The following is a 23,319-nucleotide window of genomic DNA, read 5'->3' on the forward strand; positions in this document are numbered from 1 at the left end:
AATCCGCGACATGCCATAAGCCTGGCTTGTGGAAAAAATAGAAAAATTAGGGCGTTACATGTGCCCTATAGATAGGTAGCTTTATAGGGAGCAAGCCGCGGCGCGGCGGAAAGAGGAGGCCTTCGGGAGACGCAAACACACCTGCGGCGGCATAAAAAGCGGCGGCAAGGTTGCCTTAGAGGCGAAAAACAGAAATTCTGCCAATCATAACGACAAATGCCCAAAACAGGGCCAGCAAAGGGAACAGGGGAATGACTGACTACACCAGATATCTCACCAGCCAGGTCGCGCTCGGCAAGATGAACCGCCGCGAGTTCATGGGCCGCGCTGCCGCCTTCGGCGTCACGCTCGCCGTCGCCGGCACGATGTTCGACACCGCCGCCAAGGCCCAGGAGCCCAAGCGCGGCGGCAACCTCAAGCTCGGCCTCGAAGGCGCTGCGGCGACCGATTCGAAGGACCCGGCAAAGGCCCTCTCGCAGTTCATGTTCGTCGTCGGCCGCAACTGGGGCGACATGCTCGTCGAATCCGAGCCGCTGACCGGCCAGCCCGTGCCGGCGCTCGCCGAATCGTGGGAGCCCTCCGCCGACGCCTCGACCTGGACCTTCACCATCCGCAAGGGCGTGAAGTTCCACAACGGCAAGGAACTGACCGTCGACGACGTCATCAAGACCCTGCAGCGCCACACCGACGAGAAGTCGGAATCCGGCGCGCTCGGCGTCATGAAGTCGATCAAGGAGATCAAGGCGGACGGCGACAAGCTGGTCCTCACGCTGACGGAAGGCAATGCCGACCTGCCGCTGCTGCTCACCGACTACCACCTGATCATCCAGCCGAACGGCGGCCTCGACGATCCGAATGCCCAGATCGGCACCGGCCCCTACAAGGTCACCAGCTTCGAGGCCGGCGTCCGCGCCACCTTCGAGCGCAACAAGGACGACTGGCGCCAGGACCGCGGCTTTGTCGACACGATCGAGATGATCGCGATGAACGACGCGACGGCCCGCATCGCGGCGCTATCCTCCGGCCAGGTGCACTACATCAACCGCGTCGACCCGAAGACAGTCGACCTCCTAAAGCGCGCGCCGACCGTGGAAATCCTCTCCACCTCCGGCCGCGGCCACTACGTCTTCATCATGCATTGCAACACGGCGCCGTTCGACAACAACGACCTGCGCATGGCGCTGAAATACGCCATGGACCGCGAGACGATGCTGGAAAAGGTGCTCGGCGGCTACGGCAAGATCGGCAACGACTTCCCGATCAACGAGACCTATGCCCTCTTCCCCGAAGGCATCGAGCAGCGCGCCTACGACCCGGACAAGGCCGCCTTCCACTACAAGAAGTCGGGCCATAGCGGCTCGGTGCTGCTGCGCACCTCCGACGTTGCCTTCCCGGGCGCCGTCGACGCCGCCGTCCTCTATCAGGAAAGCGCCAAGAAGGCCGGCATCGAGATCGAGGTCAAGCGCGAGCCGGGCGACGGCTACTGGTCGAACGTGTGGAACGTGCAGCCCTTCTCCACCTCCTACTGGGGCGGCCGGCCGACGCAGGACCAGATGTATTCCACCGCCTATCTCTCGACGGCCGACTGGAACGACACCCGCTTCCTGCGCCCGGACTTCGACAAGATCCTGCTCGAAGCCCGCTCGGAACTCGACGAGGCCAAGCGCAAGGACATGTACCGCACCATGGCCATGATGGTGCGTGACGAGGGTGGCCTGATCCTGCCGATGTTCAACGACTTCGTGAACGCCTGCGGCAAGAACGTGAAGGGCTACGTCCACGATATCGGCAACGACATGTCGAACGGCTATGTCGCAACCCGCGTGTGGCTCGACGCCTGATGACCGGCGGCGGACCGGCGCACGGTCCGGAGCTGACAGCAACGGCGGCTGCGGGCGATAGTCCGCAGTCTGCCGGCGTTGCCGGGTCGGTTGCGTCCACTGGAACTCCCGCGATCGAAGCTGCGCCTTCGTTCTGGGCGAAATTCAGCAAGAGCAGCCCCCTGGTGGCGCTCATTGTGCAGCGCTTCGCGCTCAGCATCGGGCTGCTCTTTGCCGTGTCCCTGATGATCTTCGGGGGCGTGGAAGCCCTGCCCGGCGACTTCGCCACCACCTATCTCGGCCAGTCCGCGACGCCGCAGGCCATCGAGAACATCCGCAAGGACCTCGGCCTCGACCAGCCGGCCACGACCCGCTACGTCCAGTGGCTCGGCGGGGCGATCAAGGGCGACTTCGGCAAGTCCTGGGCCTCGCGGAACTCGGTCAGCGAGCAGATCGGCAAGCGCCTCGGCAATTCGCTGTTCCTCGCCTTCTTCGCCGCGATCATCTCCGTGCCGCTCGCCGTCGGGCTCGGCATGCTGGCGGTGCAATACCGCAACCGCCTGCCGGACAAGATCATCAACGTCATCTCGCTGGCGGCGATCTCGCTGCCGGAATTCTTCGTCGGCTACCTGCTGATCCTGTTCTTCGCGGTCAAGATGGGCATCGCCACCTTCCCGGCGACGGTCTACGATTCCATGACGCTCGGCCAGCGCCTTTCGGCCATCGCCCTGCCGACGGCGACCCTCGTCCTCGTCGTACTCGCCCACATGATGCGCATGACGCGGGCGGCGATCCTCAACGTCATGTCGTCGGCCTATGTAGAAACGGCGGAGCTCAAGGGCCTTTCGGGGCTTCGCATCATCGCCAGACACGCCGCGCCGAACGCAGTCGCCCCGGTCATCAACGTCATCGCGCTGAACCTTGCCTATCTCGTGGTGGGCGTCGTCGTGGTGGAGGTGGTGTTCGTCTATCCCGGCATGGGCCAGTACATGGTCGACGCCGTGACGGTGCGCGACATGCCGGTGGTGCAGGCCTGCGGCCTGATCTTCGCCGCCTTCTACATCTTCCTCAACATGTTCGCCGACATCCTCGCGATCGTCGCGAACCCCAGATTGAGGCATCCGCGATGAGACTTTCCACCATCCCCCTCAGCGCCTGGATCGGCATCCTCGGCATCGCGCTTGCCCTCTTCTGCGCCGTCTTCGCGCCCTTCATCGCCCCGCACGGCGAAAGCGAGATCGTCGGTGCCATCTGGCAGCCGATGGGCGGCGACTACCTGCTCGGCACGGACAATCTCGGCCGCGACCTCTTCTCGCGGCTGATCTTCGGCGCCCGCACCACGATCTTCGTGGCGCTGGCGGCGACCGTCCTCTCCTTCTCGCTCGGCATGCTGCTCTCCTTCACCGCGGCGGTGACGGGCGGCTTCATCGACCAGGCCTTCTCGCGCTTCAACGACCTGATGATGGCGATCCCCACGCTGATCTTCGCCCTCGTCGTGCTCGCGGTGCTGCCGCAGCAGCTCTGGATCCTCATCCTCGTCATGGCGATCCTCGACAGTACCCGCGTCTACCGCATCGGCCGGGCCGTCGCGCTCGACGTCGCGGTCATGGAGTTCGTGGAGGCCGCGCGGCTGCGCGGCGAAGGCACGGGCTGGATCATCTTCCGCGAGATCCTGCCCAACACGCTCTCGCCGCTGCTCGCCGAATTCGGCCTGCGCTTCGCCTTCTCGATCCTGTTCCTCTCCACCCTCTCCTTCCTCGGCCTCGGCATCCAGCCGCCGGCCGCCGACTGGGGCGGCATGGTCAAGGACAACAAGGACGGCATCATCTTCGGCATCTCGGCCGCGCTCATTCCGGGCGGGGCCATCGCGGGGCTGGCGATCTGCGTCAACCTCGTCGTCGACTGGCTGATGAAACGCACCTCGAGCCTCAAGGGGGGACGCGGCGATGCCTGATCTTCTTTCCGTCAAGAATCTCAAGATCGAGGCGACGAGCTACCCGCCGGGCGAACCGCCGAAGACCGTCACGCTCGTCGAGGGCGTCTCCTTCGACGTCGAGAAGGGCAAGGTGCTCGGCCTCATCGGCGAATCGGGCGCCGGCAAGTCGACCATCGGCCTCACCGCGCTCGCCTACGGGCGCGGCGGGGTGCGGATTACCGGCGGCGAGGTGAAGCTCAACGGCGAGGACCTCCTGAAGCTCTCGCCGGCCGGCATCCGCAAGGTGCGCGGCTGCAAGGTCTGCTACGTCGCGCAGTCGGCGGCCGCCGCCTTCAACCCCGCCCACCGGCTCGGCGAGCAGGTGATCGAGGCGTCCCTGAAGCACGGCATCATGAGCCGGGCGGAGGCGGAAAAGCGCGCGCTCTATCTCTTCAGGGTGCTCGGCCTGCCGAACCCGGAGACCTTCGGCCAGCGCTACCCGCACCAGGTCTCGGGCGGCCAGCTCCAGCGCGCCATGACCGCCATGGCGCTCTGCCCCAATCCCGAGCTCATCGTCTTCGACGAGCCGACGACGGCGCTCGACGTGACGACGCAGATCGACGTACTTGCCGCCATCAAGCACGCCATCGAGGAGACGCACACCGCCGCGCTCTACATCACCCACGACCTTGCCGTCGTGGCGCAGATCACGGACGACATCCTCGTGCTCCGCCACGGCAAGATGGTGGAATACGGCACGGTGCGGGAGATCATCGAGGAGCCGAAGCAGGATTATACCCGCGCGCTCGTCAACGTGCGCGGCACACGGCGCGACGAGGCCCCCGACCAGTCGGACACGCTCCTGAAGGTCGACAATATCACCGCCGGCTATTCCAACGGCTTCAAGGTGCTGCAGGACGTCTCGCTGCACCTGCCGAAGGGCCAGACGCTGGCGGTGGTGGGCGAATCCGGCTCGGGCAAGTCCACCCTCGCCCGCGTCATCACCGGCCTCCTGCCGCCGCAGGACGGCACGATCAGCTTCGACGGCAAGCCCTTGCCGAAGGCGCTGAAAGGCCGGTCGAACGACGAGCTGCGCCGCATCCAGATGATCTACCAGATGGCCGATACCGCGATGAACCCGCGCCAGACGGTGCGCGACATCATCGGCCGCCCCCTCACCTTCTATTACGGCATGCGCGGCGCCAGGAAGACCGAGCGGGTGAAGGAACTCCTGGACCAGATCGAGATGGGCGGCCGCTTTGCCGACCGCTATCCGGCCGAGCTCTCCGGCGGCCAGAAGCAGCGCGTCGCCATCGCAAGGGCGCTCGCCGCCCAGCCGGAGCTCATCCTCTGCGACGAGCCGACCTCCGCGCTCGACCCGCTGGTGGCCGAAGGCATCCTGAAGCTCCTCCTGAAACTCCAGGAGGAAACGCAGGTCTCCTACATGTTCATCACCCACGACATCGCCATCGTCCGCGCCATCGCCGATTCGGTGGCGGTGATGCACCGCGGCAAGCTCGTGCGCTTCGGCCCGAAGTCGAAGGTCCTCTCCCCGCCCTTCGACGACTACACGGACCTGCTGCTGAAGTCGGTTCCCGAAATGGAGATCGGCTGGCTGGAACGGGTGCTGGCGACACGGCGCATGGAAAGCGCGGGGAATTGACCAGAACGGGCGGCTTCGGCCGCCCGTCTCGATGTTCCGCACAAGCCCCCTCCGGCCGCCTTACGGTAACCACCGGCGCCCCTCGCGGGCCCTTCGCTTATCTTCGGGTCAGCTCCCCCCTCTCCATCGTCATCCTCGGGCTTGACCCGAGGATCCACGCTTCACGGCACGCCTTGCATTTGTGAATGGATCCTCGGGTCAAGCCCGAGGATGACGATGGAGAGGGAGGTGGGCGAGAGCAGCGCCTCTCGACAAGCAGCGCCGCACTTACACCTTCAATCCCGCACGCAATCCACATCCCCGACGCGGCTTGCCGGCTCCCCTTCCGCCATCACCGTCTCCTCGCCGCGCGCCGTGCACCTGCCCTTCTCACCGACGCCCGTGCGGAACTTCACCATCGGCTGGCCCTCGATCATGATGCTGGGCACGATCTCGTAAAGCTCCGGCGGGCAGTTCACCACGTCGGAAAGCCTGAGCGCCGGCGCACCGCCGATGAAGACGCTTTGCGCGCCGGAAAGCGCGCAGGCCGGAATGGGTGCGGCGGCGTCCTCGGCCCTGGCGGGCAGAGCCGCGGCAAGGATGAGCGACAGGGCGAAGCCGGCAAGCTGCAAGGCCTTCATCATGCTTTCCTCCGCTGGCGCGCCGTGCGGGACAGGGCCCTGAGCGCCTCCATGGCCCGGCCGGCGTCGCGCTCCGGCACGAATATATGGTCGTGGTGGAAGGCGGCCACCACATTGGCGCTGATGCTCTCCCGCGTCAGCGCCGCCGCGAAGGCCGCCGTCAGCCCCACCGCCTCCAGCGAGGAATGGACGGTGAGGGTTATCATCCGCATCGGCGGACTGGCGGAAAGGCCGGCTGCCGCGCCGGCCGGCAGGATCAGCGTCACGCCCTCCGCCTCCCGGAAGAGGCAGACGGCGGCGCGAAGAAGCGCAGCCGTCAACGTGCCTTCCGGCACGCTGGCATAGACGAAGCGGCCCTCCGCCAGCGCCGGCTCCATGGTCTCCAGCAGTTCGGCAAGGTCGGTGACGCCACTCATGAATTGGCCATCCGCCGCACGGCATCGCAGAGCGCCGCAAAGCCCGCCTTCGCTCCCTCGCTCATGAAGCGGGCGCGCAGCCAGGCATGGATCATCTGACCTTCCTCGCGGAATTCCACCGGAATGCCGGCGAGGATGAGCCGCGCCGCATAGACCCGCGCATCGTCGCGCAGCGGATCGAAACGGGCGGCGGTGATGAAGGCGGGCGGCAGGTCCGCAAGGTTTTCCGCCCGGAGCGGAAAGGCATGGACGGCATCGCCCGGCGCCTTGTAGACCTCGCGGTAATAGACGACGTCGGCGGTCGAAAGCCCCGGCGCCCCGGCCATCTCGACATAGGAGCCGGAATTAAGGTCGCCGCCGAGGCCGGGATAGACGAGCGCCTGCCCGGCGATCCCCTTCAGCCCCTCGTCGCGCGCCTTCATCGCGATGCCGGCCGCCAGATTGCCGCCCGCGCTGTCGCCGATCAACACGATCGGGTGACCTTCGAGGAGCAGTTCCACCAGCACGGCCCAGCAATCGTCGAAGGCATCGGGCCAGACATGCTCCGGCGAAAGCCGGTAGTCGACGGAGACGAGCTCGGCGCCCGCCGCCTCGGCAATCTCGGCGCAGATCGCATCGTGGCTTTCCAGCGAGCCGACGACGAAGCCGCCGCCGTGGATATAGAACAGCCGCGTCTCGCTCGTCACCCGCGCCGGGCGGTAGCGGCGGATGGGGATGCGTCCCGCCACAAGCCCGTCCTCCTTCACCATGCCGGCGGGCGGCGGGGCATCGAAGGCGGCGCAGAGCGCGTCGTACCAGATACGCTGCTGGCCGATATCGGCCTCCACGGCATCGGCGGGATAGAAATCCTCGCAGCGCTTGTGGAAGGCCAGGATGCCTTCCTCGCTCGGCATGGGACGGTCGGTCATGGCGGCTCCTTCACGGGTCGGCGCGATGATAGCAGCCCGCGGCCGCAGCGGCCGCCCCATGCGCGTCTTTCCCATCAATTTTCGGTGCTTGCCTCGCTTGCCGCCCGCATATTAACTGCCGCCATGGCCTTCACCTTCCGCCAGTTGCAGTATTTCGTCGCCGTCGCGGAGCAGGGTTCCGTCACGCGCGCCGCGCAGAACCTCTCCATTTCGCAATCCTCGATCACCGAGGCGATCAAGGAGCTCGAATCGGATCTGGGCGTCTCCCTCTTCGAGCGTCATCCGCGCGGCCTGACGACGACGCATAACGGCCACCAGTTCCTGCGCCATGCGACGAAAATCCTCGCCAATGTCTCCGATGCGCGCAGCTCCTTCTCCGACAATCGCACGCCCGAGAGGGGCCAGCTCAATCTCGGCGTCACCTCGCTCGTCGCCGGCTATGTCCTCTCCGACCTCCTCTCGCGCTATCGCCGGGCCTTTCCCGGCATCGAGGTGAGCGCCATCGAGGACAACGGCTCCTATCTGGAACATCTCCTCGTCGGCGGCGAGCTCGACGTCGCCGTCATGGTCATCTCGAACCTGCGCGACCGCATGGCCCTGCAGGCCGAGATCATCGAGACCTCGCCCTACAGGCTCTGGCTGCCGATCGGCCATCCCCTCGTCTCGGCCGACATCATCTCCGTCAGCGATATCGCGAAGGAACCGCTGATCATGCTGACGGTCGACGAAATCGAGGAGAACACCGGAAAACTGCTGACGGCGCTCGGCGCCCGCCCGCATGTCGCCTTCCGCACGCGCTCGGTGGAGGCGGTGCGCAGCCTCGTCGCCACCGGCGCGGGCATCGCGCTTCTGCCCGACCTCGTCTACCGCCCCTGGTCGCTGGAAGGCGACCGCATCGAAAGCCGCGACGTCTCCGGCGCCCTGCCCGTGGTGCAGATCGGCATGGTCTGGCGCAAGGGCTCCGGCCTGCCGCAGGCTGCCCGCGATTTCGTCGGGCTGGCCGAGGCGCTGAGGAGCGGGCGGGGGCGGTAGCGAGGGCGTGCCGTGCGGGTGGCAACTGTGTTTCATCGGAAATGGGTTTTGTCGCGCTGCATGGCATTGAGGATGGTGATGAGCTTTCGCGCGACGGCGATGATGGCGGCCTTAGCGGCGCCCGTTCTGGCCTTGACGGCGAGGTAGAAGGTGCGCAGGCGCGATGAGGCCCTGATGGCGCCGAGGGCGGCCATATAGAGGGCCTTTCGCACCCTTGGTCTTCCCCCCTTGATGCGGCGGCGGCCTGCTCTCTTGCCGGAATCGTCGTTGAAGGGCGCAAGGCCGGCAAGGCTTGCCGCCGCCTTGGGCGAGAGCGTGCCGAGTTCGGGCATATGGGCAAGCAGGGCCAGGGCCGTCACCTTGCCGACGCCGGGAGCCGATGCGAGGCGCCTGGCCCCTTCGGCAAGGTTGCCGCTCTGCATCTGCTCGTCGATCGCGCTCTCGATTGCAGCGATCCTCTCGCCGAGGATGGCGATCATGGCCTCGATGTCGGCGCGCACGGCCGGATCGAAGGCCTCGCCAAGATGTCTGCGCTCGCCCGCACGGGCGTCGACGAGCTGGTCGCGGCGCCGGGCAAGGGCCGCCAGCCGCTCGTGTACCGGGCAAGGCGGCGCATCGGCCGAAAGGCCGAACATGGCCCCCATGTGCGAAAGCGAGCGGGCATCGATGCGGTCGGTCTTGGCCAGCCGCCCGCGCGCCTCGGCAAAGCGCCGCGCCGTCTTCGGATTGACGCGGGCAAAGGCGATGCCGGCCTGTGCAAGGCACAGGCGCACCAGCCGGTCGCAATGGCCCGTCGCCTCCAGGACGACGAGGTCGCCGGCCGGGTCGAGGCGCTTTGCGAAGGCGGACAGTTGCGCCTCGGTGTTGGGGATGCGGCAGAACCTGGCCGTTCGCGGGTCGAAGATATCGACCGCTTCCTTGCCGATGTCGCAGCCGATGAAATTGTGGTGTATCGTCATGGAGCCTGCTCCTGTGTGCGAGGTCTGCGCCAACAGCCTCATGCAACTGTTCAGGTTGATGGGCGAAGCGGGAAGGGACCAGGCCATGCGGCGGCCTGCCGTTACAAACGACGGCCGGGATCCTCTCGGTCTCCTTCCCGCAACCATCCTACACCAACCAAAACACACAGGATCCTCGGGTCAAGCCCGAGGATGACGACAGAAGGGAAGTATAGCGGCAAAAGCGGCGATTCCGCATGCCGCATCGTTTGATGGATGGGGTAACTCTCCTCCCCGCCGTCATCCTCGGGCTTGACCCGAGGATCCACACCCGCCGCACGACCTTTCGGAATTTCCGATACCGCCTATCTGATTAATGAATTTGCGAAAGCGGCAAAACCACGGCACCTTTCCTTCCGGGAACAATACCGCTCGAAAAGCGGATCAAACCGGGAGACTGTCATGAAGCGACTTCTGCATTCCTGCACCGCGCTTACCCTTTCGCTCGCTTTCGCCACCGCCGCCATCGCCCAGGAGCCGCTGAAGGAACTCGGCCCCGGCGAGGGAGAGGTCTCCATCGTCGCCTGGGCCGGCTATATCGAGCGCGGCGAGACGGATAAGGCCTATGACTGGGTCAGCGATTTCGAAAAGCAGACGGGCTGCAAGGTGACGGTGAAGACCGCCGCCACGTCGGACGAGATGGTCGCGCTGATGAACGAAGGCGGCTTCGACCTCGTCACCGCCTCGGGCGACGCGTCTCTCCGCCTCGTCGCCGGCAAGCGCGTCCAGCCGATCAACACCGACCTCATCCCGAGCTGGAAGACCATCGACGAGCGCCTGCAGAACGCCCCCTGGCACACGGTGAACGGCGTCCATTACGGCACACCCTACCTCTGGGGCCCGAACGTGCTGATGTACAACACCGAAGCCTTCAAGGGCGAGGCGCCGAAGAGCTGGAACGTCGTCTTCGAGGAGATGACGCTGCCGGACGGCAAGTCGAACAAGGGCCGCGTGCAGGCCTATGACGGCCCGATCCACATCGCCGACGCCGCACAGTACCTGATGGCGCACAAGCCGGAGCTCGGCATCAAGAACCCCTACGAGCTCAACGAGGACCAGTACAAGGCCGCGCTCGACCTGCTGCGCGTCCAGCGCACCCTCGTCGGCCGCTACTGGCACGACGCCATGATCCAGATCGACGACTTCAAGAACGAGGGCGTCGTCGCCTCCGGCTCCTGGCCGTTCCAGGTCAATCTCATGCAGTCGGAAAAGCAGCCGATCGCCTCGACCTTCCCGGAAGAAGGCGTGACGGGCTGGGCCGACACGACCATGCTGCACGCCGAAAGCCAGCATCCGAACTGCGCCTATATGTGGATGGAGCATTCGCTGTCCGCCAAGGTGCAGGGGGATGCGGCCGCCTGGTTCGGCGCCGTTCCCTCGGTTCCGGCCGCCTGCAAGGGCAATGCGCTTTTGACCGACGAGGGTTGCTCGACCAACGGCTACGACAACTTCGACAAGATCGCCTTCTGGCGCACGCCCGTCAGCAAGTGCGAAAGCCAGGGCGAATGCGTGCCCTACCACCGCTGGGTCTCCGACTATATCGGCGTGATCGGCGGGCGTTGAGGAAAACAGCGCGGCAACCTCCTCCTGATCTCCCCCCTTGAGGGGGAGATGTCACCGAGAGGTGACAGAGGGGGGTGGCCGCGAAGCGGCTAAATCTGGCTGAGCGGGGTGGGAATACCCCCCTCTGCCCTGCCGGGCATCTCCCCCTCAAGGGGGGAGATCGGCTAGCTGCACCCTCTTCCCGCGCATGAAACGTATCGCGATGGACGGACGCCTCGCCCATCGCCCAACACACCCGGGAGCCCCCATGACCGCCGTTCTGTTCCAGCAAGTCTCCCGCCATTTCGGCGCCGTGCGCGCCGTCGACAATGTGGACCTGGCCGTCGCCGAAGGCGAGTTCTTCGCCATGCTCGGGCCCTCCGGCTCCGGCAAGACGACGTGCCTGCGCCTGATGGCGGGCTTCGAGCAGCCGACCGGCGGCCATATCGAGATATTCGGCGAGACGGCCGAGGGCGTGCCGCCCTACCGGCGCAACGTCAACACGGTCTTCCAGGACTATGCCCTCTTCCCGCATCTCTCGATCCTGGAGAACGTCGCCTACGGGCTGATGGTCAAGGGCATCGGCAAGGCAGAGCGCCTGAAGGCGGCGGAAGAGGCGCTTTCCATGGTGAAGCTCCCCGGCTACGGCACGCGCCGGCCCGGCCAGCTTTCCGGCGGCCAGCGCCAGCGCGTGGCGCTCGCAAGAGCCCTCGTCAACCGCCCCCGCGTTCTCCTCCTCGACGAACCGCTCGGCGCGCTCGACCTGAAGCTGCGCGAGCAGATGCAGGAAGAATTGAAGTCCCTGCAGAAGTCGCTCGGCATCACCTTCGTCTTCGTCACCCACGACCAGGGCGAGGCCCTGTCGATGGCCGACCGCATCGCCGTCTTCAGCGAGGGGAAGATCCAGCAGCTCGGCACGCCGGAGGAGGTCTACAAGCGGCCGAAGACCCGCTTCGTCGCCGATTTCGTCGGCTCCTCCAACGTGCTGCCGCCCGATTTCGTCGAAAGCCTCGGCTTCGGCCGGCACCATGCGAGCCTACGCCCCGAGGCGATCACGCTCGGCGACGGGCCCGGCCGCAAGCAGTTCTCCGGCCGCGTGACGGCGTCAAGCTTCCTCGGCGCTGCGAACCGCGTGACGGTGGAGGCGAACGGCGCGCGCATCGCCGCCATGGTGCCGGCATCGACGCCCGTGCCCGCCGAAGGCGCGACGGTCACCCTCTCCTTCCTGCCGGAGGACCTGCACACGATGGACGGCGCGCAATGAGCACCGACACCTCCATCCTTTTCCGCCGCACGGGCGCCCTCGGGCAGCTTTCGGATACCTTCTGGCGCAAGCCGAAGGTCCTCCTCTTCCTGATGCTGACGCCGCCGCTCCTCTGGCTCGGCGTCATCTATCTCGGCTCGCTCTTTGCGCTGCTCCTCCAGAGCTTCTTTTCGATCGACGACTTTTCCGGGCTGATCAACTACGACTTCACGCTCGATACCTACCGGCAGCTCCTCATCCCGTCGAACTTCGACATCATCCTTAGAACCGTCGTCATGGCCGCGCTGGTGACGCTCGCCTCCGCCGCCATCGCCTTTCCCATCGCCTATTACGCGGCGCGCTATGCCCGGGGAAAATGGAAGGTGATCTTCTATCTCGGCGTCATGCTGCCGCTCTGGTCGAGCTATCTCGTGAAGGTCTATGCCTGGAAGCTGATCCTCGCCAAGGAAGGCATCCTCACCTGGATCTTCGCCAAGCTGCACCTCACCTGGCTGCTCGACGCGTGGCTTTCCCTGCCGGTCATCGGCGGCTCTTCGCTGTCGATCAGCTATACCGGCACCTTCATCGTCTTCATCTACGTGTGGATGCCCTTCATGATCCTGCCGATCCAGGCCGCGCTGGAGCGCGTGCCGGGCAACCTGATCGAGGCCTCCGCGGACCTCGGCGGCAATCCGGCGCAGACCTTCCGCCATGTGCTCTTTCCGCTGGCGCTGCCCGGCATCATCGCCGGCTCCATCTTCACCTTCTCGCTGACGCTCGGCGACTACATCATTCCGCAGATCATCGGCTCGTCGCGGCTCTTCATCGGGCAGGCCGTCTATGCCCAGCAGGGCACGGCCGGCAACATCCCGCTTGCCGCCGCCTTCTCCGTCGTGCCGATCGTCATCATGGGCCTCTATCTCTGGATGGCCAAGCGACAGGGAGCCTTCGATGCGCTCTGACAAGAATACCTCCGCCCCCCTCGGCCTGAAGGTCGCCGCAGGCGCCGGCCTCCTCTTCCTGCACCTGCCGATCCTGCTGATCTTCCTCTATGCCTTCACCACGGAGGAGAAGAGCTACCAGTTCCCGCCGCCGGGCTATACGCTGAAATGGTTCGCGGCCGCCTGGAACCGGCCGGACGTCTGGGATGCGCTCGGGCTTTCCGTCCGCGTCGCCTCGATCTCCACGGCCGTCGCCCTCGTGCTCGGCACGCTCTGCGCCGCCGCCGTCTCGCGCACGCGGTTCTTCGGCCGGGAGGCGGTGTCGCTGCTGGTGATCCTGCCCATCGCGCTGCCCGGCATCATCACCGGCATCGCGCTGCGCTCGGCCTTCTCCTTCGTCGACATCCCCTTCTCGTTCTGGACCATCGTGCTCGGCCACGCGACCTTCTGCATCGTGGTCGTCTACAACAACGCCGTCGCCCGTTTCCGCCGCATTTCCGGCTCGCTGGTGGAGGCCTCTATGGACCTCGGCGCCGACGGCTTCCAGACCTTCCGCTATGTCATCCTGCCTAACATCGGCACGGCGCTATTGGCAGGCGGCATGCTCGCCTTCGCGCTCTCCTTCGACGAGGTGATCGTGACGACCTTCACGGCGGGCCAGCAGTCGACGCTGCCGATCTGGATGCTGGAGGAACTGGTGCGCCCCCGCCAGCGGCCGGTGACGAACGTCGTCGCCATGGTCGTGGTGCTCGTCACCTTCCTGCCGATCCTTGCCGCCTATTACCTCACCCGCGACGGCGACCAGGTCGCCGGCAGCGGCAAATAACCTGACACAAGGGAGAACATCCATGGATACCCAGATGCTGATCGGCGCGCGCCTGGAAGCCGGCACGGAGGTGGAGGAACACGTCCTCAACCCCAGGACGGGCGCCCGGATCGTCGACCTGCCGGAAGCCTCGCACACGCAGATCGACGCCGCGGTGGACGCCGCCGAAAAGGCCTTCACCGGCTGGGCGGCGACCACGCCCGCCGAGCGCTCCGGCTATCTCCTGAAGATCGCCGACGCCATCGAGAAGGACGCCGACGCCTTCGCCGCGCTGGAATCGCTCAACTGCGGCAAGCCGATCAACGCCGTGCGCAATGACGAGCTGCCGGCCATCGTCGACTGCTGGCGCTTCTTCGCCGGCGCCATCCGCTCACTGCATGCGCCGGTCGCGGCCGAATACCTGCCGGGCTTCACCTCCATGGTGCGGCGCGATCCGGTCGGCATCGTCGGCTCCATCGCGCCGTGGAACTACCCGCTGATGATGATGGCCTGGAAGCTGGCGCCGGCCATTGCCGGCGGCAACACCGTCGTCTTCAAGCCCTCCGAGCAGACGCCGCTGACGGCGCTGAAGATGGCGAAACTCCTCGCCGACATCCTGCCGGAGGGCGTCGTCAACGTCATCCTCGGCCGCGGCGAGACGGTCGGCAACACGCTGATCAACCACCCGAAAATCAACATGGTCTCGATCACCGGCGACGTGGCGACCGGCAAGAAGGTGCTCGCCGCCGCGGCCAAGACCGTCAAGCGCACGCATCTGGAACTCGGCGGCAAGGCCCCCGTCCTCGTCTTCGACGATGCGGACCTTGCGGCCGTCGTCGAGGGCATCCGCACCTTCGGCTACTACAATGCCGGCCAGGACTGCACCGCCGCCTGCCGCATCTACGCGCAGGAGGGCATCTACGAAAAATTCGTCGCCGACCTTTCCGCCGCCGTCTCGACCATCCGCTACAACGACCCGGACGACACGCAAAACGAGATCGGCCCGCTGATCTCCAGGCGCCAGCGCGACCGCGTGGCGAGCTTCGTCGAGCGCGCGGCGGACGTGAAGCATATCGAGATCACCACAGGCGGGCGCGTCGGCAGCGAGGAAGGCTACTTCTTCCAGCCGACCGTGGTGGCCGGCGCCACGCAGGACGACGAGATCGTGCGCCGCGAAGTCTTCGGCCCCGTCGTCTCCGTCACCCGCTTCAAGGATGCCGACCAGGCCGTCGCCTGGGCCAACGACAGCGACTACGGCCTTGCCTCCTCCGTCTGGACGAAGGACATCGGCAAAGCCATGAAGGCCGCCTCGCGCCTGCAATACGGCTGCACCTGGATCAACACCCACTTCATGCTGACCAACGAAATGCCGCACGGCGGCGTCAAGCAGTCGGGCTACGGCAAGGACATGTCGATCTACGCCCTGGAGGACTACACCGCCGTGCGGCATGTGATGATCAGCCACGGGTGAACTGGGAGGCGGCGACCACCAGGGTACGGCAATCGGCAACTTTGCCCCTCACCCTAACCCTCTCCCCGCAAGCGGGGAGAGGGGACGTGCCTCACGAAGCGTGTCGTGATGATGGAATAGGGTGCGACATCCCCCTTCGCCCCGCTTGCGGGGAGAGCGACTGTCTTTGTGGTCAAGCGTTTTTCCATGGTTTACCGTCGCGGATGATTGCGTTGAGGATGGTGAGGAGTTTTCGCATTGTCGCGACGATGGCGACGATCTTCGGCTTGCCGGCAGCCACGAGCCTGTCGCGGAAAGCCTTGAGGACCGGGTTGTGACGGGACGCCACGAGGGCGGCCATGAAGAGCACGGCGCGCACCTTGCCGCGACCGCCGCCGATGAAGCTCCTGCCTCGCCATTTGCCCGATTGCCGCGTGAACGGCGCGATCCCCGCCAGTGAGGCGATCTGGCGCCGATCGAGCGTGCCGAGTTCGGGCATCTCGGCAATCAGCGTGCGGGCGGTGGTCGGCCCGACACCCGGCACAGACGTCAGAAGCGCCTCGCGCACCCGCCACAAGGGCGACTTGCGAATACGGCCGTCGAGCTCGTCGTCCAGGCTTGCAAGTTCGTGCCGGAGCGCGGCAAGCAGGCGCTTGATGCTCTTCTGTGTCTCCTTCGTCTGCGCCATCCGTGCCCGGTTCTCTTCCGCCGTGATCATCTGCACGATCTGGCGGCGGCGCGACACGATGGCCGAGAAGGCTTCACTCTCCTCATCGCGCAACGGCCGGATATCCGGTTTCGTCGCCGCCACGAAGGCTGCGATCACCGCCGCGTCGATCGGGTCGGTCTTGGCACGTTTGCCCAGCGCATTGGCATAGGAACGAACCTGCGCCGGATTGACCACGACAACGGCAAGGCCGGCCGATGACAGGCCCGCAGCCGCAAGCATCTCGTAACCGCCGGTCGCTTCCAGCGCCACGACATCGGCCTTTGCCTCTCGCAGCCGGGTGATCAGTCCATCCACGCCGGCATGGTCGTTGCCGACAAGGAAACTGTCACCGGCCGGAAGAACATGCACATCCAGCCGGTCCTTCGAAACATCAATGCCAACGATCACGTCCATCCTGTCCCATCCTTGCCTAAGCGGGCTTCGCATGCGCGAGCGGCCCTGGCGACTGTTCGGGTTCGATGGAACGGCGGATGAAGACCCAGGCTCTCCCACGGGCTTGGTGTCCCAAAGGTGCTGCGGTCTCTCATCCGCCACCGCAATCGGCAGTACAACGCCAATCCCGGGCAAAGGGAAGTTACAAAGGTGCCGGCAGGCGGATGAGGGGCGGCATGCGAGGCCTACGGGAACTTTCCCGCCCGCCGCGCGTCTTCCCCAAAACCCACCGGGAGACACCGCCATGCTGAAATGGGCTCTGATTTTCCTCGTCATATCGCTGATCACCGGCTTCCTCGGCTTTTCCGGGGTCTCGGCCGCGACGGCCACCATCGCCAAGGTGCTCTTCGCGATCGCGCTCGCCATCTTCCTGATCTTCCTCATCCTGGCGCTCATGGCCGGTAACCTCGCCTTCTAGGAAGACCCGCGACGATTTGGGGCGTAAACGCCCTTCCGGCCGCATGCCGCGCACGCTATATCATGCCCAGGAGGACCTGAATGATCTGGGCATTCGCAGTCGCGGCGGCGGCCATACTCTATCTCGCGCTACGCTTCCGGCGTTTCCGCAGCTGGGTCGAACCCGCCCTCACCGTCGTCGTCGCCATCGGCCTTGCGAGCGCCCTCCTCATCTGGTTCGTCGACGAACAGGCGCCCTCCGGCCCCGTCACGCCGGCAACGCCGGCGCTGACCGCCGACAGCATCAAGCTTACCGACATGCAGGCGAGCGCCGGCCAGACGGCGACGAGCTACCGCGTGACGGGCCGCGCCGCCAACAACGGCGCCGTGCCCCTGCAGTCCTTCCGCCTCGATGTCGTGCTGTCCGATTGTCCGAAAGGCGCCTGCCGCGAGGTCGGCCGCGACAGCGCGCTGATCGTGCTGCGTGTGCTGCCGGGCCGGAGCCAGACCTTCTCCACCTTCGCCGTCTTCCCGGGGATCGATCTCGACCCCGTCACCGCGCCCGAATGGGATTTTGGCGTGCGCGACGTCCGCGCGGTTCGCGCGCCCTAGATAATTTTGCCATGCGCGCCAGCCTCGAGCATCGCATTGATGCGGTCGCCGGACGCGGCGGCGGAGAGCCTGGCGAAGCTGCCGTCCTTGACGATGGCCTCCATCTGCTCGGCAATGGCCGCATGCGTGACGCGGGCGATCATCGAGCCGAGCGAGATGCGCCGCACGCCGATAGCGGCGAACTGCGGCACGGTAAGCTGGCGGAGCGGCCCGGCGGCGAGCGCATTGACCGGCCTTGAAACCGACGCAACGACGCGGCGCAGTTCCGCCTCGCCGGGCGGCACCGGAACGTAGAGCAGGTCCGCGCCGGCTTTCTCGAAGGCCTGGATGCGGCGGATGGCCTCGTCGAGATCGTAGACGCCGTTCATCACGCCGTCGGCCCGCGCGCAAAGAACGAAGGGCCGGCCGAGCGAACGGGCGGCGTCGGCGGCGGCGCGGATGCGCTCGACGGCGAGGCCGAAGTCGTAGGCCGGGTTGCCCTCGACCATCCGCGTGTCCTCGATCGAGCAGCCGGAAAGGCCGACTTCGGCGGCAAGGCGGATCGTCTCGGCGACGTCGTCCGGCGCATCGGCAAAACCGTTCTCGAAATCACCCGAGACCGGCAGCGGCGTCGCCCGCACGATATCCTCGGCATGCTTCAACGCCTCCTCGCGGCTCACCCGGCCCATGTCGGGCCGGCCGAGCGTGAAGGCGAAGCCGGCCGAGGTGGTGGCGAGCGCCACCGCGCCGGATGCCGCCATCAGGCGGGCCGAGCCCATGTCCCACGGGTTCGGGATGACGAAGCAGCCCGACTGATGCAGGTCGTGGAAGCGCTGATGGCGTTCGGCAAGGCTCATTACGCGCGTACCCTTTCGGCTTTCGGATCGTACATCGGCGCGAGCGAGGCTTCCGCCTTCACCCGCACGCCGGCGATCTCGATCTCGTAGCGGGAGGCGAGCACGTCCGCCTCGCTCTCCCCCGTGCAGGGAACATAGCCCATGCCGATGGCGCCGCCAAGGAAATGGCCGTAGTTGCCCGAGGTGATGGTGGAGACGATCTTCCCGTCACGCACCAGCGCCTCGTTGTGGAAGAGGAGCGGTTCGGGATCGGCGAGCCGGAACTGCACCATGCGGCGCTTCAAACCTTCCTCCTCCTTCCGCAGCACCGCATCGCGGCCGATGAACTCGCCCTTCTTCGTGCGCACGGCAAAGCCGAGGCCGGCTTCCAGCACATGGTCCTCGTCGGTGATGTCGTGGCCGAAATGGCGGAAGGCCTTCTCGATGCGGCAGCTATCGAGCGTGTGCAGGCCGCAGAGCTTCAGGCCGACATCGGCGCCCGCTGCTTCCAGCGCCTCGAAGACATGGGCGGCCTGATCGGTGGAGACATAGAGCTCCCAGCCGAGCTCGCCGACATAGGTGACACGGTGGGCGCGGGCGAGGCCCATGCCGATCTCGATCTCCCGCGCCGTGGCGAACGGGTGGTGGGCATTGGAAAAGTCGTTGGGGCTGACTTTCCGCATCAGCTCGCGCGCCTTCGGCCCCATGACGCAGAGCACGCTTTCGGCCGCCGTGATATCAGTGATGACCACGAACTCGTCGCTCAGATGCTTGCGCAGCCAGGCAAGGTCGCGCTGGAGCGTCGCGCCGGGCACGACGAGCAGGAAGGCGGTTTGCGAAAGGCGCGTCACCGTCAGGTCGCTCTCGATGCCGCCGCGCGCATTGAGCATCTGCGTATAGACGATCCTGCCCGGCGCGACGTCCATCTGGTTGGCGCAGAGCTTTTGCAGGAAGGCGAGCGCATCGCGGCCCTCCACGCGGATCTTGCCGAAGGAGGTCATGTCGAAGAGGCCGACGCCGTTGCGGACGGCAAGGTGCTCCTCTTTCTGGTTCTCGAACCAGTTCTGCCGCTTCCACGAATAGCGGTATTCCCGCTCCTGCCCCTCCCTCGCGAACCAGTTGGCACGCTCCCAGCCCGCCACCTCGCCGAAGACCGCCCCGCGCGCCTTCAGGTGCTCGTGCAGCGGCGAGCGGCGCACGCCGCGGGCCGTCGCCATCTGGCGATAGGGGAAATGGTCGGCATAGAGCAGGCCGAGCGTTTCGGAGACGCGATCCTTCAGATAGGCGCGGTTCCGCTGGAACGGCTGGGCACGGCGGATATCGACCTCCCAGAGGTCGAAGGGCGGCTCGCCGTCGTTCATCCACTGGGCGAGCGCCATGCCCGCCCCGCCGGAGGAGACGATGCCGATGGAATTGTAGCCGGCCGCGACCCAGTAGCCTTTCAGCTCCGGCGCCTCGCCGAGATAGTAGCGGTCGTCCGGCGTAAAGCTCTCCGGGCCGTTGAAGAAGGTGTGGATGCCGGCCGTCTCCAGCATCGGCATGCGGTTGATGGCGTTTTCGAGGATCGGCTGGAAGTGGTCGAAATCCTCCGGCAACTGGTCGAAGCAGAAATCCTCCGAAATACCGTCCATGCCCCAGGGCTTGGCCTTCAATTCGAAGGCGCCGATCAGCATCTTGCCGGCATCTTCCTTGTAATAGGTGCATTCGTCCGGCACGCGCAGCACCGGCAGGCGCGTAAGGTTCGGGATCGGCTCGGTGACGATGTAGAAATGCTCGCAGGCATGCAGCGGCAGCGTCACGCCCGACATGTCGGCGAGCGTGCGCCCCCACATGCCGGCGGCGTTGACGACGTTCTCCGTCTCGATGGTGAAGGTCTCGCCGTTCTGCTCGCAGGCAACGCCCGTCACGCGGCCGTCCTTCGTCAGCACCGACGTCACCTTGACGCCTTCGATGACCGTCGCGCCGTTCTGCCGCGCGCCCTTCGCCAAGGCCATCGCGATATTGGCCGGGTCGCACTGGCCGTCGAGCGGCAGGTGCACGGCGGCCTTGATATCCGCCGTGTTGAGGTGCGGATACATCGCCTTCACCTCGTCGACGGTGATCTCGCGCACGTCGACATCGAAGGCGCGGGCGAGCGAGGCCTGGCGGTAGATTTCTTGCCTGCGCTCGTCGGTGAGCGCCACCGTCATGGAACCGTTCTGCCGCATGCCGGTGCCGATGCCGGTCTCGGCCTCCAGCTTGACGTAGAGGTCGGCGGAATATTTGGCGAGGCGCGTCATGTTCTGCGAGGCGCGCAGCTGGCCGATGAGGCCGGCGGCGTGCCAGGTGGTGCCGCAGGTGAGCTGCTTGCGCTCCAGAAGCACCACATCCGTCCAGCCGAGTTTTGCCAGATGATAGGCGACCGAGCAGCCGGAAACGCCGCCGCCGACGATGACGGCTCGCGCCTTGGAGGGAATGGGCTTCGTCATGCGCGCAGTCTTTCATTGTTGGGGTCGAAGAGCGGCCCGTCGGGCTGGACGGTCGCCTTGAAGCGGTCGCCGTAGATTTCCACCTCGATCTCGGTGCCGGGCACGGCGAGGTCGGCGCTCAGCATGCCGAGCGCGATGGATTTTCCCACGCGATAGCCCCAGTTGCCGGAGGTCGTCTCGCCGACCACCTTGCCGTCATGCCAGAGCGTCGACATGTAGGGCGCGTCGCAGTCGCCGGCCTCCACGGTCAAGAGCACGAAGCGCTTGGAAACGCCCTGCTGCCTCTCCCGCTCCAGCGCCGCCTTGCCCTTGAAGTCGGGCTTCGTCCAGTCGACGAAACGGTCAAGGCCGCCTTGCAGGATCGTGTAGTCGGTCGAAAGGTCACCCTTCCAGGCGCGGTAGCCCTTCTCGATGCGCAGCGAGTCCAGCGCCTCCATGCCGAAGGGTTTGAGGCCATGCTTCTGCCCGGCCGCCCAGACGGCGTCGAAGATGGCGGCCGTGTCCTCCACCTTGGTGTGGATTTCCCAGCCGAGCTCGCCGGCAAAGGAGACGCGCACGAGCTGGCACCAGCGGCCGGCGATCTGCGCAGCCTGATGCGTCAGCCAGCCCTTGGCAAGGTCGCCGTCCGTCACCTCGGCGAGGATGGCGCGGGCCTTCGGGCCGGAGAGGATCTGGCAGGAGAAATTCTCCGTCGCGTCGTCGACGGTGAAGGCGGCATCCTTCGGCATGTGCTTCGTCAGCCATTCCAAATCGTGCCATTGGGCGGTGGCGGCGGTGATGAGGAAGAAGAAATCCTCGTCCAGCATCATCACCGACATTTCCGTGACGATGCGCCCCTTGTCGTCGGCGAAATAGGCAAGGCCGATGCGGCCGGGCTTCGGCACCTTGCCGGTGATCAGCGAGGAGAGCCACGCCGTCGCGCCCTCCCCCTTCACACGGAAGCGCGAGAAGCCGGGAAGGTCGAGGATGCCGGCGGCCTCGGTGACGGCGCGGCACTCCTCCTCGATGCGCGGCCGCCATGGTCCCTCGCGGTTCCAGGTCTGCGTCGCTTCTTCCGAAAGGTCGTCGCCGGGCTTTGCGTACCACATGGCGCGCTCCCAGCCGTTATAGGGCTTGAACTGGCCGCCGAGCGCCTTGATGCGGTCGTGGATCGGCGAGAGCTTTTTGTCGCGGCCGGCCGGCCAGGCGTGCTTGGGGAAGTGCATGGCATATTCGTGGCCGTAGACCTCCATGCCCTTTTCCACGCAATAATCCTGATCCGAGGCAAACGCGGTGAAGCGGCGCGGGTCGCAGGACCACATGTCCCATTCCGTCTCGCCCTCCGTCACCCATTCGGCCAGCACCTTGCCCGCGCCGCCCGCCTGGCAGATGCCGAAGGTGAAGACGCAGGCCTCGTAGGCGTTTGGCACGCCCGGCATCGGGCCGAGCAGCGGATTGCCGTCCGGGGCATAGGGGATCGGCCCGTTGATCATGCGCGACAGGCCCGCCGTGCCGAGGATCGGCACGCGCTCGACGGCGTCGTTGAGATACCATTCGAGCCGGTCGAGATCGTCCGGGAAAAGCTGGAAGGAGAAATCGTCCGGCATCGGATCGTCCGGCGTCACCCAATGCGCCTTGCAATTGCGCTCGTAGGGGCCGAGATTCATGCCCGTCTTCTCCTGCCGGAGATAATAGGAGCTGTCGACGTCGCGCAGCAGCGGCAGCTTGTGGCCGACCTCCTTCGACCAGGCGGCAAGCTCGGGGATTTCCTCGAAGAGGATGTATTGATGGCTCATCACCATCATCGGCACGTCGCGGCCGAACCATTTGCCCACTTCGCGGGCATAATAGCCGGCGGCGTTCACCACCTTCTCGCAGCGGATCTCCCCCTGCGGCGTGGAAATGACCCACTCATCCCCCTCGCGCCGCGCGCCCGTGGCGGGACAGAAGCGAAAGATCTTCGCACCCATGTCGCGCGCGCCCTTGGCCAGCGCCTGCGTGAGCTGCGCCGGGTCGATGTCGCCGTCGTAAGGGTCGTAGAGCGCGCCGGTGAGGTCGTGCGTTTCGAGGAAGGGATATTTTCCGGCCATCTCGCCCGGCGAGAGGATATCGAGGTCCATGCCCTGGTAGCGGCCCATGCCGACGACCCGCTTGAACTCCTGCAGGCGCTCCTTCGAATGGCCGAGGCGGATCGAGCCGGTGACGTGGTAGTTCATCGGATAATCGACCAGCGCGCCGAGCTCCCGGTAGAGCGAGGCGGAATAGCGCTGCATGTTCATGATCGACCAGGAGGAGGAGAAGGTCGGCACGTTGCCGGCGGCATGCCAGGTGGAGCCGGCGGTCAGCTCGTTCTTTTCGAGCAGCACGCAATCCGTCGATCCGGCCTTGGCCAGATGGTAGAGCGCGGACGCGCCGACGGCGCCTCCGCCGATGATGACGACACGGGCATGGCTTGGCAGTCCGGACATTCTGGCTCCCCTTCTTCGCGCCTGATTTTTGTCAACCAAAGCATCGGCCAGCAAGCGGAGGAATTC

Annotated in this window: 20 protein-coding genes; 12 read left to right on the forward strand and 8 right to left on the reverse strand. The window is 66.0% G+C overall.

What is annotated here, in order from left to right; genetic code table 11:
* Positions 1-251: 251 nt before the first annotated feature.
* Genes ACZ5TO_RS10530 through ACZ5TO_RS10545 form a run of 4 tightly spaced genes read left to right on the forward strand, consistent with a single transcriptional unit; the run spans position 252 to position 5,398 of the window.
* Entirely contained in the window at positions 252-1,841 is a 1,590-nt protein-coding gene (locus ACZ5TO_RS10530) for an ABC transporter substrate-binding protein (RefSeq protein ID WP_464798040.1), read from the forward strand.
* A complete protein-coding gene (locus tag ACZ5TO_RS10535; protein ID WP_210308635.1) occupies positions 1,841-2,950 on the forward strand; it encodes an ABC transporter permease in 1,110 nt (369 codons plus the stop codon). Before ACZ5TO_RS10530 ends, ACZ5TO_RS10535 begins: the two co-directional genes overlap by 1 nt.
* Positions 2,947-3,774, forward strand: coding sequence for an ABC transporter permease (locus ACZ5TO_RS10540; protein WP_184140305.1), 828 nt, complete (start codon positions 2,947-2,949; stop codon positions 3,772-3,774). The genes ACZ5TO_RS10535 and ACZ5TO_RS10540 overlap by 4 nt, the downstream gene beginning before the upstream one ends.
* Positions 3,767-5,398, forward strand: coding sequence for an ABC transporter ATP-binding protein (locus ACZ5TO_RS10545; RefSeq protein WP_464798041.1), 1,632 nt, complete (start codon positions 3,767-3,769; stop codon positions 5,396-5,398). The genes ACZ5TO_RS10540 and ACZ5TO_RS10545 overlap by 8 nt, the downstream gene beginning before the upstream one ends.
* Positions 5,399-5,673: 275 nt before the next feature.
* On the opposite strand, the gene ACZ5TO_RS10550 is transcribed toward ACZ5TO_RS10545, so the two are convergent.
* From ACZ5TO_RS10550 to ACZ5TO_RS10560, 3 genes are read right to left on the reverse strand one after another with little or no spacing between them, the layout of a single operon-like run.
* A complete protein-coding gene (locus ACZ5TO_RS10550; protein ID WP_464798042.1) occupies positions 5,674-6,021 on the reverse strand; it encodes a PAAR domain-containing protein in 348 nt (115 codons plus the stop codon).
* Complete coding sequence (locus ACZ5TO_RS10555; RefSeq protein ID WP_464798043.1) at positions 6,018-6,434, reverse strand: ACT domain-containing protein; 417 nt, start codon at positions 6,432-6,434, stop codon at positions 6,018-6,020. The genes ACZ5TO_RS10550 and ACZ5TO_RS10555 overlap by 4 nt, the downstream gene beginning before the upstream one ends.
* Positions 6,431-7,342: an alpha/beta hydrolase gene (locus tag ACZ5TO_RS10560; protein ID WP_464798044.1), complete on the reverse strand. Its 912-nt coding sequence runs from the start codon at positions 7,340-7,342 to the stop codon at positions 6,431-6,433. The genes ACZ5TO_RS10555 and ACZ5TO_RS10560 overlap by 4 nt, the downstream gene beginning before the upstream one ends.
* A gap of 123 nt (positions 7,343-7,465) precedes the next feature.
* Here ACZ5TO_RS10560 and ACZ5TO_RS10565 point away from each other — a divergent pair, with 123 nt between their 5' ends.
* Positions 7,466-8,374 (forward strand): LysR family transcriptional regulator, encoded by a 909-nt coding sequence (locus tag ACZ5TO_RS10565; RefSeq protein WP_184140313.1) that lies wholly within the window; start codon positions 7,466-7,468, stop codon positions 8,372-8,374.
* A gap of 32 nt (positions 8,375-8,406) precedes the next feature.
* On the opposite strand, the gene ACZ5TO_RS10570 is transcribed toward ACZ5TO_RS10565, so the two are convergent.
* The gene (locus ACZ5TO_RS10570; RefSeq protein ID WP_464797952.1) at positions 8,407-9,333 is read right to left on the reverse strand and encodes an IS110 family RNA-guided transposase; all 927 of its coding nucleotides are present in this window, start codon (positions 9,331-9,333) and stop codon (positions 8,407-8,409) included.
* A gap of 441 nt (positions 9,334-9,774) precedes the next feature.
* Here ACZ5TO_RS10570 and ACZ5TO_RS10575 point away from each other — a divergent pair, with 441 nt between their 5' ends.
* The 5 genes from ACZ5TO_RS10575 (at position 9,775) to ACZ5TO_RS10595 (ending at position 15,374) form a co-directional block, all read left to right on the forward strand.
* Positions 9,775-10,935, forward strand: coding sequence for an ABC transporter substrate-binding protein (locus tag ACZ5TO_RS10575; protein ID WP_464798045.1), 1,161 nt, complete (start codon positions 9,775-9,777; stop codon positions 10,933-10,935).
* A 247-nt stretch (positions 10,936-11,182) separates the two neighbouring features.
* Positions 11,183-12,178, forward strand: a complete 996-nt coding sequence (locus ACZ5TO_RS10580; protein ID WP_464798046.1) for an ABC transporter ATP-binding protein — start codon at positions 11,183-11,185, stop codon at positions 12,176-12,178.
* On the forward strand, positions 12,175-13,119 hold the full coding sequence (locus tag ACZ5TO_RS10585; RefSeq protein ID WP_464798047.1) for an ABC transporter permease: 945 nt from the start codon (positions 12,175-12,177) through the stop codon (positions 13,117-13,119). Before ACZ5TO_RS10580 ends, ACZ5TO_RS10585 begins: the two co-directional genes overlap by 4 nt.
* Positions 13,109-13,924: an ABC transporter permease gene (locus ACZ5TO_RS10590; RefSeq protein ID WP_464798048.1), complete on the forward strand. Its 816-nt coding sequence runs from the start codon at positions 13,109-13,111 to the stop codon at positions 13,922-13,924. Before ACZ5TO_RS10585 ends, ACZ5TO_RS10590 begins: the two co-directional genes overlap by 11 nt.
* A gap of 22 nt (positions 13,925-13,946) precedes the next feature.
* Complete coding sequence (locus ACZ5TO_RS10595; RefSeq protein WP_464798049.1) at positions 13,947-15,374, forward strand: gamma-aminobutyraldehyde dehydrogenase; 1,428 nt, start codon at positions 13,947-13,949, stop codon at positions 15,372-15,374.
* Between the two features lie 172 nt (positions 15,375-15,546).
* Here the strand turns inward: ACZ5TO_RS10595 and ACZ5TO_RS10600 are convergent, their stop codons facing one another.
* A complete protein-coding gene (locus tag ACZ5TO_RS10600; RefSeq protein WP_464798050.1) occupies positions 15,547-16,476 on the reverse strand; it encodes an IS110 family RNA-guided transposase in 930 nt (309 codons plus the stop codon).
* Positions 16,477-16,759: 283 nt separating this feature from the next.
* Between ACZ5TO_RS10600 and ACZ5TO_RS10605 the strand changes: the two genes are divergently transcribed.
* Together ACZ5TO_RS10605 and ACZ5TO_RS10610 are read left to right on the forward strand one after the other, a co-directional pair.
* The gene (locus tag ACZ5TO_RS10605; RefSeq protein ID WP_184140325.1) at positions 16,760-16,933 is read left to right on the forward strand and encodes a DUF1328 domain-containing protein; all 174 of its coding nucleotides are present in this window, start codon (positions 16,760-16,762) and stop codon (positions 16,931-16,933) included.
* Positions 16,934-17,013: 80 nt separating this feature from the next.
* On the forward strand, positions 17,014-17,523 hold the full coding sequence (locus ACZ5TO_RS10610) for a hypothetical protein (RefSeq protein ID WP_464798051.1): 510 nt from the start codon (positions 17,014-17,016) through the stop codon (positions 17,521-17,523).
* On the opposite strand, the gene ACZ5TO_RS10615 is transcribed toward ACZ5TO_RS10610, so the two are convergent.
* The 3 genes from ACZ5TO_RS10615 to ACZ5TO_RS10625 are packed head-to-tail and all read right to left on the reverse strand — an operon-like array spanning position 17,520 to position 23,253.
* Entirely contained in the window at positions 17,520-18,359 is an 840-nt protein-coding gene (locus ACZ5TO_RS10615) for an isocitrate lyase/PEP mutase family protein (protein ID WP_464798052.1), read from the reverse strand. The genes ACZ5TO_RS10610 and ACZ5TO_RS10615 overlap by 4 nt on opposite strands.
* On the reverse strand, positions 18,359-20,806 hold the full coding sequence (locus ACZ5TO_RS10620) for a GcvT family protein (RefSeq protein ID WP_464798053.1): 2,448 nt from the start codon (positions 20,804-20,806) through the stop codon (positions 18,359-18,361). The genes ACZ5TO_RS10615 and ACZ5TO_RS10620 overlap by 1 nt, the downstream gene beginning before the upstream one ends.
* Complete coding sequence (locus ACZ5TO_RS10625) at positions 20,803-23,253, reverse strand: GcvT family protein (RefSeq protein ID WP_464798054.1); 2,451 nt, start codon at positions 23,251-23,253, stop codon at positions 20,803-20,805. The genes ACZ5TO_RS10620 and ACZ5TO_RS10625 overlap by 4 nt, the downstream gene beginning before the upstream one ends.
* Between the last annotated feature and the right edge of the window lie 66 nt (positions 23,254-23,319).

Source organism: Shinella sp. Sh6, assembly GCF_055392685.1.

What these genes read in the sequence shown, in the direction of transcription:
- ACZ5TO_RS10545 (WP_464798041.1), top strand. Translation starts at nt 3,767, where the DNA reads ATGCCTGATCTTCTTTCCGTCAAGAATCTCAAGATCGAGGCGACGAGC.
- ACZ5TO_RS10595 (WP_464798049.1), top strand. Translation starts at nt 13,947, where the DNA reads ATGGATACCCAGATGCTGATCGGCGCGCGCCTGGAAGCCGGCACGGAG.
- ACZ5TO_RS10610 (WP_464798051.1), top strand. Translation starts at nt 17,014, where the DNA reads ATGATCTGGGCATTCGCAGTCGCGGCGGCGGCCATACTCTATCTCGCG.
- ACZ5TO_RS10600 (WP_464798050.1), bottom strand. Translation starts at nt 16,476, where the DNA reads ATGGACGTGATCGTTGGCATTGATGTTTCGAAGGACCGGCTGGATGTG.
- ACZ5TO_RS10560 (WP_464798044.1), bottom strand. Translation starts at nt 7,342, where the DNA reads ATGACCGACCGTCCCATGCCGAGCGAGGAAGGCATCCTGGCCTTCCAC.
- ACZ5TO_RS10585 (WP_464798047.1), top strand. Translation starts at nt 12,175, where the DNA reads ATGAGCACCGACACCTCCATCCTTTTCCGCCGCACGGGCGCCCTCGGG.
- ACZ5TO_RS10530 (WP_464798040.1), top strand. Translation starts at nt 252, where the DNA reads ATGACTGACTACACCAGATATCTCACCAGCCAGGTCGCGCTCGGCAAG.
- ACZ5TO_RS10570 (WP_464797952.1), bottom strand. Translation starts at nt 9,333, where the DNA reads ATGACGATACACCACAATTTCATCGGCTGCGACATCGGCAAGGAAGCG.
- ACZ5TO_RS10575 (WP_464798045.1), top strand. Translation starts at nt 9,775, where the DNA reads ATGAAGCGACTTCTGCATTCCTGCACCGCGCTTACCCTTTCGCTCGCT.
- ACZ5TO_RS10590 (WP_464798048.1), top strand. Translation starts at nt 13,109, where the DNA reads ATGCGCTCTGACAAGAATACCTCCGCCCCCCTCGGCCTGAAGGTCGCC.
- ACZ5TO_RS10580 (WP_464798046.1), top strand. Translation starts at nt 11,183, where the DNA reads ATGACCGCCGTTCTGTTCCAGCAAGTCTCCCGCCATTTCGGCGCCGTG.
- ACZ5TO_RS10620 (WP_464798053.1), bottom strand. Translation starts at nt 20,806, where the DNA reads ATGACGAAGCCCATTCCCTCCAAGGCGCGAGCCGTCATCGTCGGCGGC.
- ACZ5TO_RS10615 (WP_464798052.1), bottom strand. Translation starts at nt 18,359, where the DNA reads ATGAGCCTTGCCGAACGCCATCAGCGCTTCCACGACCTGCATCAGTCG.
- ACZ5TO_RS10565 (WP_184140313.1), top strand. Translation starts at nt 7,466, where the DNA reads ATGGCCTTCACCTTCCGCCAGTTGCAGTATTTCGTCGCCGTCGCGGAG.
- ACZ5TO_RS10605 (WP_184140325.1), top strand. Translation starts at nt 16,760, where the DNA reads ATGCTGAAATGGGCTCTGATTTTCCTCGTCATATCGCTGATCACCGGC.
- ACZ5TO_RS10535 (WP_210308635.1), top strand. Translation starts at nt 1,841, where the DNA reads ATGACCGGCGGCGGACCGGCGCACGGTCCGGAGCTGACAGCAACGGCG.
- ACZ5TO_RS10540 (WP_184140305.1), top strand. Translation starts at nt 2,947, where the DNA reads ATGAGACTTTCCACCATCCCCCTCAGCGCCTGGATCGGCATCCTCGGC.
- ACZ5TO_RS10555 (WP_464798043.1), bottom strand. Translation starts at nt 6,434, where the DNA reads ATGAGTGGCGTCACCGACCTTGCCGAACTGCTGGAGACCATGGAGCCG.
- ACZ5TO_RS10550 (WP_464798042.1), bottom strand. Translation starts at nt 6,021, where the DNA reads ATGATGAAGGCCTTGCAGCTTGCCGGCTTCGCCCTGTCGCTCATCCTT.
- ACZ5TO_RS10625 (WP_464798054.1), bottom strand. Translation starts at nt 23,253, where the DNA reads ATGTCCGGACTGCCAAGCCATGCCCGTGTCGTCATCATCGGCGGAGGC.